General features: G+C 35.9%; 6 protein-coding genes and 3 pseudogenes. 4 read left to right on the top strand and 5 right to left on the bottom strand.

From position 1 onward, the window contains the following. Positions 1 to 438 precede the first annotated feature (438 nt). From AC3DU7_RS16610 to AC3DU7_RS16600, 3 pseudogenes are all read right to left on the bottom strand, one after another. A pseudogene (locus AC3DU7_RS16610) lies at positions 439 to 870 on the bottom strand (GDP-mannose 4,6-dehydratase); the annotation flags it as partial. A 3-nt stretch (positions 871 to 873) separates the two neighbouring features. Next, positions 874 to 2,136: pseudogene (locus tag AC3DU7_RS16605) on the bottom strand (GDP-mannose 4,6-dehydratase); the annotation flags it as partial. After that, positions 2,137 to 2,655: pseudogene (locus tag AC3DU7_RS16600) on the bottom strand (GDP-mannose 4,6-dehydratase); the annotation flags it as partial. A 574-nt stretch (positions 2,656 to 3,229) separates the two neighbouring features. Between AC3DU7_RS16600 and AC3DU7_RS16595 the strand changes: the two are divergent. Beyond that, positions 3,230 to 3,967: a PEP-CTERM sorting domain-containing protein gene (locus AC3DU7_RS16595; protein WP_488040433.1), complete on the top strand. Its 738-nt coding sequence runs from the start codon at positions 3,230 to 3,232 to the stop codon at positions 3,965 to 3,967. A gap of 573 nt (positions 3,968 to 4,540) precedes the next feature. Here the strand turns inward: AC3DU7_RS16595 and lepA are convergent. Further along, a complete protein-coding gene (lepA, locus tag AC3DU7_RS16590) occupies positions 4,541 to 6,346 on the bottom strand; it encodes a translation elongation factor 4 (protein WP_488040432.1) in 1,806 nt (601 codons plus the stop codon). A gap of 1,022 nt (positions 6,347 to 7,368) precedes the next feature. Here lepA and AC3DU7_RS16585 point away from each other — a divergent pair. The 3 genes from AC3DU7_RS16585 (at position 7,369) to AC3DU7_RS16575 (ending at position 9,088) form a co-directional block, all read left to right on the top strand. After that, positions 7,369 to 7,596 carry a hypothetical protein gene (locus AC3DU7_RS16585; RefSeq protein WP_124145555.1) on the top strand — a complete coding sequence of 76 codons (228 nt, stop codon included), beginning with the start codon at positions 7,369 to 7,371 and terminating at the stop codon, positions 7,594 to 7,596. A gap of 102 nt (positions 7,597 to 7,698) precedes the next feature. Beyond that, positions 7,699 to 8,175, top strand: a complete 477-nt coding sequence (locus tag AC3DU7_RS16580) for a J domain-containing protein (RefSeq protein WP_488040431.1) — start codon at positions 7,699 to 7,701, stop codon at positions 8,173 to 8,175. Positions 8,176 to 8,815: 640 nt separating this feature from the next. Beyond that, a complete protein-coding gene (locus AC3DU7_RS16575; protein ID WP_488040430.1) occupies positions 8,816 to 9,088 on the top strand; it encodes a DUF3143 domain-containing protein in 273 nt (90 codons plus the stop codon). A gap of 197 nt (positions 9,089 to 9,285) precedes the next feature. On the opposite strand, the gene AC3DU7_RS16570 is transcribed toward AC3DU7_RS16575, so the two are convergent. Then, positions 9,286 to 9,371 (bottom strand): undecaprenyl diphosphate synthase family protein (locus AC3DU7_RS16570; protein ID WP_488040434.1); only part of this gene is annotated, 86 nt, incomplete at its 5' end.

Raw genomic sequence — 9,371 nt, 5'->3', positions numbered from 1 at the left:
AACCCCTGTAACTAAGCCAACGTAGCCAGTACCAATGACACAAACACGCATCTTTTTTATCCTCAAAGTTTTTAATACGAAAAGTTTCAGTAGGGATTAAGTTTTGACAATTTAACTTTTCTTTACCCCGCACCCTTTCAACGTAAGCATTATAGGTGTGAGCTAGCCTCCTCTGGAGGAGGTGTCTCTTTCAGAGGAGCTTTGCTAATGCTAACGTCATCAGCCATCAGTTATTAACTTATATTGTCCTTTTTCGAGGAATCAGAGTTGAAAGATTTAACAGCATTAAAAGTCTAAAATAAATTAGCTAATTGCTCGCGACTTAATAACTACTCAAATCCTCAAACTACTAACTCCTGTTAACGTAGTTCCTCCTCCGGAGGAAAGCTAACTGCCCTCTGGCTGTTTGCGCAGCATTCCGCAGGAAATGCTTACCCTTCAACTTTTTGGCGGTTCATTTTTGAGCCGCTCTCGAAAATCTTCTATTGTCAATTTTAACCCCTCTTGGAGAGGAACAGTAGGTTCCCAACCTAAATATTTTTTAGCACGAGTAATATCTGGTTGTCGTTGTTTCGGATCATCTTGTGGCAGAGGTTTATATGTTATCTGTGTATCTGGATTAACCATTTGTTGAATTTTTTGAGCTAATTCAAGTATGGTATATTCTCCTGGGTTGCCGATGTTAACAGGCCCAATAAAGTCTTGATTCATTAATCGAATAAAGCCTTCGACCAGGTCTGACACATAACAGAAACTTCTTGTTTGAGAGCCATCTCCATATACTGTTAGTGGTATTCCTTTTAAGGCTTGTGCAATAAAGTTACTTACTACTCGACCATCATTTTCTAACATTCTTGGTCCGTAAGTATTATGAGCAAAAATTCCGTAGCTTCCGCCAATAAAGTTTTCATAATTTGGTACTGAGAAATCGTACACATAATCATCTATTTCAAATTCCTCAATACTTTCTATTTTTGCCCAGACAATATCACCAGTACTTTTTGCCGATATTGTCTGCTGAATGTTGGACAAATTATCAATATTGTTATCTTCTAATCCCTCTACTATTATTTGGTAATTTTGTTCTATTTCTAAGACATTTGCTACTAGCCCAAACTTAGCTAAAATTAATACTAATTTTTCTGCGATCGCTTGACTATTACTCTTAAATTCAATCTTTGAATTTAGTTGATTTTCTACGACATTATTTCCTTCATTCAATCCCTGTAAAAAACTAATTAATTGTTTTTGAGGAAGTTGTAAAATCCAATTAGGAATCTCTTTTTCTGTCTTCCCAAAATTCAATCCCTCTGCAATTAAATCGACCATAATTTTTGACTTAATACTTATAGCTCCTTCCACCTTAATTTCACATTGACAGTCAAATATTCTTTCTACTACTTCTATTAATTTTGCTAATTTTTCAGCTTCTCCTTTAAATACCAATTCATTGTCTATCAAACTTCCTTGAGCAACATAAAACCCTAATAGCCACAAAAATTCTTCTATATTCCCTATCCAATTTTTAATTGCCTTTGAAGATAAATAGCAAATTTTTTCTTTTTTGGATAGAGGAAGTTCTAAATATTTCCATAGATGCAAAGGAATTTGATTTTTTGCCTCGTAGCTTTTTAGTATTGAATATAGTTGTTCGGGGTTAATACCTTTTGCTAATAAATACTCACGAATTTTATCTCCATATTTTTCTATATAGGAGATTGTCTCTTCACTTTCTACAGATATTTCTTCTTGAATAGAAATTTTATCTGTAACGTGGAATGGTTGTAAAGGTTGTTCCAAGAAACTGATATAACTAGGAACTCCGATTTCATCTCCTACCTTTAATTCATTTCCAAAAACTGCTTGAGGTTTATCGTTATTATCCCTAGTAAATAAACTATGGTCTTCAGTAATTTTTATCTGCTTACCCCAGATAGTTTTGATTTGATAACCCTTCTTCTTCACATGATGTTTCCAAATTGCAGAAATTGGTTTAATTACTGTCTTAGAATTTTCATCAAAACAAGGCACCGATACATTAGATATATCTCCATTAATCCTGTCATAACATTCAGTAAAACTTTCATAATAGAGTTTTTCATCAATGTAATAAAGTACCTTTTGGTCTCCAGTCAAACTGTTAAAAATTCTGACTACTCGAATATCAACATTATTCTGACGGTGGTAATCAAATGCCAAAGTTTCTGCTACTCGCTTGCCCTCGTCATAACATGATCGAATCCCAATACAATTAACATTACCTCTATATTCCTCTGTTTGAGGATGTACATCTGGGTCTCCATATACCTCAGATGTAGAAGCCAAAAAGAACCTTGCCTTTACCCTTTTAGCTAACCCCAACATATTCAATGTCCCCATCACATTAGTTTTAATTGTCTTGACAGGGTTGTATTGATAGTGTATTGGACTAGCAGGACAAGCTAGATGATAAATTTGATCCGCTTCCAATCTAATAGGTTCAGTAATATCGTGGCGAATTAACTCAAAATAAGGATGATTCAACCACTTTAAAATATTGCGCTTAGTTCCTGTGTAAAAATTATCAAGACAGATGACTTCATGCCCTTGTTCCATTAATCTATCGATGAGATGAGAACCAAGAAAACCTGCGCCACCTGTTACTAATATTTTCATTACTTCTACTTCCAAGCAGTTTAGTTTGTTGTGGTTTTGCAAATAAAATTGAAGAACCACATCGAACTCCATCATACACTACTAATAAAGTATGGGTCTGAAATACCTTAGTAGAGTTTGGTATCTTTTAAATTGGTTTTTTTAGTTACAAGTTGAGGGTTTGAGAAGCGGAACGGAGTTCTATAGCTCTCGAAACTATACTATTTTAGTTGAATAAAAAATCATGCATATAGACGAAGGAATCCAGTTAAACTTTATAATATCACAAAAATTGTGAGTCTGTAACCTCAAATCTTTGGAGCCGCCGATTTTTTCGAGTGCTTCATACAATGATAATCTTTGTGCTTTTCCAGGATATGAAGAGGATAGATAGAAATACATTTGCAGAAGCTTCATAAAATGAAAAAAAATCTGCCATTGCTTGCAGGAAAACTTATGAATAGCGCATAGCCTCTCAATCAGCCAACTTACTTGAATAAAAAATCATATGTATAGACGAATAAGTCCAGTTAACCTTATAATATCACAAAAATTGTCAGGATGTTACCCAAAATCTTTAATTTAGAGGTGTTATATGAACAGTAATTGGAGATACCTTTACAAAGGAATTTTTTTTGCAATCACAGCTATTACGTTTTTACCTATCAAGGAGGCGTGTGCTGCTTCTATTTTTATTGATTCGTCAACATTCGACAACCCGACTGTAATTGATTTTGAGCCAAGTGGAAGTGGGAACTCAGTTTCGTCTATCAATAACTATCTCAATACTTTGGGAACAGGGGCCACGTTATCCCTTGGCGGTGCCCAGGCTCGAATTGACAATCTAAGCGATAACGAGCGCGCCATAGCATTTGGAGTAAATACTGGTGCAGATGGCGACCCGGTGAGTGGAGTTTGGGGTTTTGAAGGAGGGGTTTATGGCGAATCTTTCTTAACGCTTACGTTTGCCCCTGGTCATTTTACCGAAGCTGTTGGCATCTTTTGGGGAGGAGCAGTTAACTCAAACGCAAGGATGGTTGCTACATTTGAAGATGGCTCAACGTTTACAGCATTTTTGAGAGATTTTCTCCCCTTGGTGCCAAATTCAGCCGTTAATGGAATCAATGGATTTTTAGGGATTGATGGGGAAGGTAAATTGATTCAGCAAGTTAGCTTTTTCAATAATAACGATCTATATTCTCAAGATAATGTGATGTTTGGTTCCACTGGTTCTAGTTCTAGCGAATCTGTTCCTGAACCAAGTTCAATCCTAGGGTTTTCTGTCCTGGCAGCACTGGCTCTGGGTTCACGGCTCAAACGAAAAGGGAATTGACCTCTTTCCACTGAAATTTTGGTCAAAACTTGGACAAAAAGTTAATCTCATAACATAATAGGGTTCATACCAAATCCGGTTATTTTTAGGCTGACTATAGAACCAATTTGCTATCTTTTCCGAAAAAGGTTATTGATAGTAAGTAGCGATCGCCAATTATAATAACCAAGGACTTTGTTGCATGAAAGTGACAATCGCGACAACTCCCATGAGTAGAATTAACTATATTTCTACTTTGTAGCTTTTGGGTTTACCATTTTTAATCATCCGATCAAGCATGGGACACTGTCTGAATAACTCCACTGCTTGAGCATCAAATTTTCGTAGTCGCAACTTGCCCCAAATATCACTATAATAACTGGCGATTGCCAGTTATCATAACCTTTTCTTCATAAAGATACAGTTAGGGATTCTATACTGTAATGATAGACTCCTTAGCAGTTTTGGTAATTTTGCAAAGTAAGTTATTTAACAAAAAACTCAAACCACACTAATAAGGTATCGCTTAGAGTAGCCAAGGAGTTTCACCTCAAAATTTTAGTGTCTACAAATGCTCAAAGCCTCCAAAGGAAATTAATCCAATCGCAAAACTGCCATAAAAGCTTCTTGTGGCACATCAACTGTACCTAAAGACTTCATTCGTTTTTTACCTTTTGCCTGTTTTTGCAATAATTTTTTCTTACGACTAATATCTCCGCCATAACACTTAGCTAAAACATCTTTCCGTAAAGCAGGAATATGTTCGCTAGCAATAACTTTAGAACCAATAGATGCTTGAATTGGTACTTTAAATTGATGGCGAGGAATTAATTCTTTCAACTTTTCTGCCAAAGCACGACCTACCCCATAAGCTTTATCCTTATGTACAATTACAGCTAAAGCATCTACTGGTTCAGCATTAATCATAATATCTAGCTTCACCAAAGGATTTTCACGATACCCTATAAGTTGATATTCCATACTCGCATAACCACGAGAACGAGATTTCATTTGGTCAAAAAAGTCCGTCACTACCTCTGCCAAAGGAATTTCATATATTAAAGTAGTTCTCCCCCTAGCCAAATACTTCATATCTTTAAATATGCCACGTCTTGATTGACCCAACTCCATTAATGTCCCTACATATTCTTCTGGAGTAATCATTTCTACCTGGACATAAGGTTCTTCAATTTTTTCTCGGTAATTAGGGTCTGGTAATAAATTTGGATTATCAATCAGAATAACTTCTTCTTTGCTAGTGGTTACTTGATAAACTACCGACGGAGAAGTAACAATTAAATCTAAGTTATATTCTCGTTCTAACCTTTCCTGGACAATTTCCATGTGCAGCAACCCTAAAAAGCCACACCGAAACCCAAAACCCATGGCACTTGATGTCTCTGCCTCATAAGATAGTGCTGCATCATTAAGCTTGAGTCGGTCTAGAGCTTCTCGTAAATCAGGAAACTGGTCGGCATCGGTGGGAAATAAGCCACAAAATACCATAGGTTTAGCTTCTGTATAACCAGGTAGAGGAGCCTCTGCTTTTTTCTTGGCCAGAGTAATTGTATCTCCCACCCTTGCATCTTCCACAGCTTTGATAGCTGCTCCCAAATAACCTACCTCTCCTGCATGAAGCTCTTTTACTGGTTTTTGGGTAGGAGAGAGAACTCCCAATTCATCTATTTCATATTCTTTTCCTGATGCCATGAGTCGGATACGATCGCCTTTAGCAATAGTCCCATCCATGACCCGGAAATATACAATTACCCCTCGATATGGGTCATAATAACTATCAAATATCAGAGCGCGTAATTTTTCATCAATAGTATCTTGTGGTGGTGGTACTAATTGAACAATTGATTCGAGAATTTCCGGAATTCCAATTCCTTCTTTGGCCGATGCTAAAATTGCCTCCGAACAGTCTAGGCCAATTATTTCTTCTATCTCTTGTTTGACTCTATCTGGCTCTGCCCCTGGAAGGTCAATTTTATTTAAGACTGGAATAATTTCTAGGTTATTTTCTAAAGCTAGGTAGACATTCGCTAAAGTCTGAGCTTCTACTCCTTGAGAAGCATCTACTACTAATAAAGCACCTTCACAAGCTGCCAGAGAGCGCGACACCTCATAAGAAAAGTCCACATGGCCAGGAGTATCTATGAGATTTAATACATATTCTTCTCCATTTTCAGCTTGATGATTCATTCGGGCAGCTTGTAGCTTGATTGTAATACCACGCTCCCTTTCTAAGTCCATTGTGTCTAGGAATTGCTCCTTCATCTCACGGTCTTCCACAGTGCCAGTTGCTTGTAAGAGGCGATCGGCTAAAGTTGATTTTCCATGATCTATATGGGCAATGATTGAAAAGTTACGAATGTGAGATACAGGAACTTCTGTCATATTTTTATTAATAATGTAATAAATATAGTCTTTGTTCTGGTCTTGGTACAATACAAATCTATCTATTATTTCTTAACATATTTTAATCATGAAGATTTTTCTAGCTCTGAGCTGACTTAATTTCAGGGTAGTTCTGCATAGTAATGGTACACAGCAAAGAGGAATATAGCACCACGCAGACAATTATAAACACTCAAGCTTAACTAAGGAATAATACTAAATAGGGCTTGCTGAATAAAATTGTAATCAATACCTGTAAGGGCTTCCAGGGTTAAATATTGCTGAAAAAGTGCAATATTTTTGGCTCTTGTAGCCTCAAAATGTTAATGTCTTTTCCCTGAGTATCAGAAAATTTGGCCGCAGTAGATAGTCTAAACTTTTCCATGTTCTCTGTTTCCTATCATCACCATCATACTTTTCCAGCAAACCCTAAAATACGGTTATAAAACATTCCGTTCTTGAAGAACGCGCATGCCCGATGTAATGGTAGGGCAGCGAAACTATAAGCCTACACTATAGCGCCAGCTTGGTGTGGGAGTATGTCACTATGACCATTACAATGCACCACTATCACTTTCAGTCCTACTCTAAATTGTTTCCCGATCAAAAAAGAAATTTTTATTCTTTGGACTACTTTGTGGTAAAGTAAAGCTTATCGAAATATCCGGACATCAAGGCAAAAATAATAAACCGATAACCTACGGAAATTAAGACTCTGTTTGTGGTGGCTAAAGCACAGTAAAAAGCTACTCATTAAATTAATTTTTCCAAAGACCCTAAACCCATTAAGATTTAGATTAAAAAAAAATAGTAGTGGAGGACATCTCCTAACTAAGCCTAAACACCTGAACTACTGTGGACAAAACCATCTCTGATTACCTATTGCAATAGCTAGAGATAATTACGTGGACTGGATAGAGTAGTAATCTCTATGGGTGAGCTGGAAAAAATTCACTTCAGAGAGTGGATTATGTCAACATGATAATATATAGTAGCTTTTCTAGATTTGAGATTGTCTTACTATGAATCAGCCTGAAGTTAATCAGTCGAAATTGCCAGAAAAAGTAGAATTATCTATCAATATAGATTCTAGATTATTAGACCAAGTTCAACATTTGACAAATGACCCTAGTAAGGTTATTGAAAGTGCCCTGCGCCAGTGGTTAAGAGGAGGACTTCCAGAAGATGAATTGGCCCTGACACTTCAAAGAAACCCTCCTATTCCACCAAGAGGGGAATGGAATGATTAAAATACTATTACTTCAAATTGTGTGAAAAGCTGATATGAAGTTAATATAGTTATTGACAACAATTAATTGAGTTTGGAAACTACAAACAACAAAAATTAAAGAATGTCAAAATACACTCCTTTTGGCGTGAATTATTATTCTTTGCTTGGAATTCATCCCCAAGCATCTAATCAGGAAGTTAGAAAGGCATATCGAGAATTAAGTAAGCGCTATCATCCAGATACTACAGATTTGCCGGAAGCGATCGCTAAGGCAAAATTTCAGCAAATTAATGAAGCTTATGCTACTCTCGTCAACCCAGAAAAAAGATTAGAGTACGACCAAAAAATTAGGCGTTTATATGTAGATGATTTGAATAAAAGGGTTGATTTTTATAATAGAAGAAATTCATCTAGCTATTTAGATCCTCAAGACAGACCACTATCTGCAGGTGAATTATTTGCTTTATTGATTATTGGTATAACTTTAATTTGTTGTTTGTTGATAGCTATTACTATTGGCCTTATACGTCCAGAGTTGACTATCCAACCCATTGAACCACCAGGAAATCAATTTATAGAAATCAAACATTCGCTATAGCTTTATTCGTTCAATCAACATAGCTATAAATAAATCTTGAATATTTAATTAATTTCCATGATATTATTTAAATAATAGCTAGAAATATTTAGTATTATAGTTCTATAGTTGATGCAATTGAATTATTGAAAGTCTTTTTTAAGCTATTAAATTTATTATCAAATCTAGTGCAGAATTGCAGAAAGAACTAACCAGTTACAAAATCATAGAAGCTTTACCAATAAACACTTTTAAGGAATGAGAATTAAATAAGATCCAAAGTTTTTGTCTAGGAGTATTCCACTGAAATACTTCTGTGCAGAAAATCTGGAAGTTAATAAATCCTTATTCCTAACTTTTGATGTCCGCGTAGTGGCATTAAATAGGGTTTGCTGAATTAAAGTTTTTTAGTAAGGGCGGGAGCCAGAATTTCTTACGTTATGCTCCGCAAACAGGAGGAATGAGAATTGTAGAAGAAGTAGTCAGAAAAAAAGTCCCAAGATTATCCTGCCATAATCGTCTAAAAATACTAGCTTTTTGAGCTTAAGCGACCGAAAAACTTGCACTTTTTTCGACCAAAAAAAGCTGAAACCAATATCAATTAATGCTTTAATCTTTGATCAGTAAGCCCTAAATATTTTTTGTTAATTACAAAAAAAGTATGGATATTCCCAAACCAGACACACCTTTATATAATCACCCTCTGCCCAAAATTGAGCAATGGCTCCAAGAAAATGGTTGCCAACAGAATTCTGAAAAATTGCATTGTTGGTGGGTAGAAAGACCTACTTGGAAGGCAGAATTATCACTTGATATCGATCAACTTACAGTGCGCTATCTAGACGCTAGTGCTAATGGTGATGATATTCAACGCTCTTTTAAATATTCTTTGAGTCGCCAGGATCTCGAAGAAGCAATTTTTTGTGGGCCTTAGTTATTTCAGTTATCAGTTATCAGTGACCAGTACCTCTGCAATAAGGAGGCTGGACATCAGAAATATTCTCTTTTTTTATCCTCTTAAAAGGTAAGGCTTTAGACCACAGTTTTTCGGCAAAATCAACTAAAGGCCACAAAAATCAACTGATAAATCAAAAAAATTAGCTTTCTGTATTACTTAAATATTTCTGCACATCATATTTTACCAAATCTGCGTTGACGTTTTTGATAAGCAAATAAGGCACGATGAAATTCAGAGCGATTAAAGTCAGGCCAAAATG

It is taken from the genome of Okeania sp., assembly GCF_983059655.1.
Note: the sequence above shows the minus strand (reverse complement) of the source record. Positions and strands in the feature narration are given on the sequence as shown.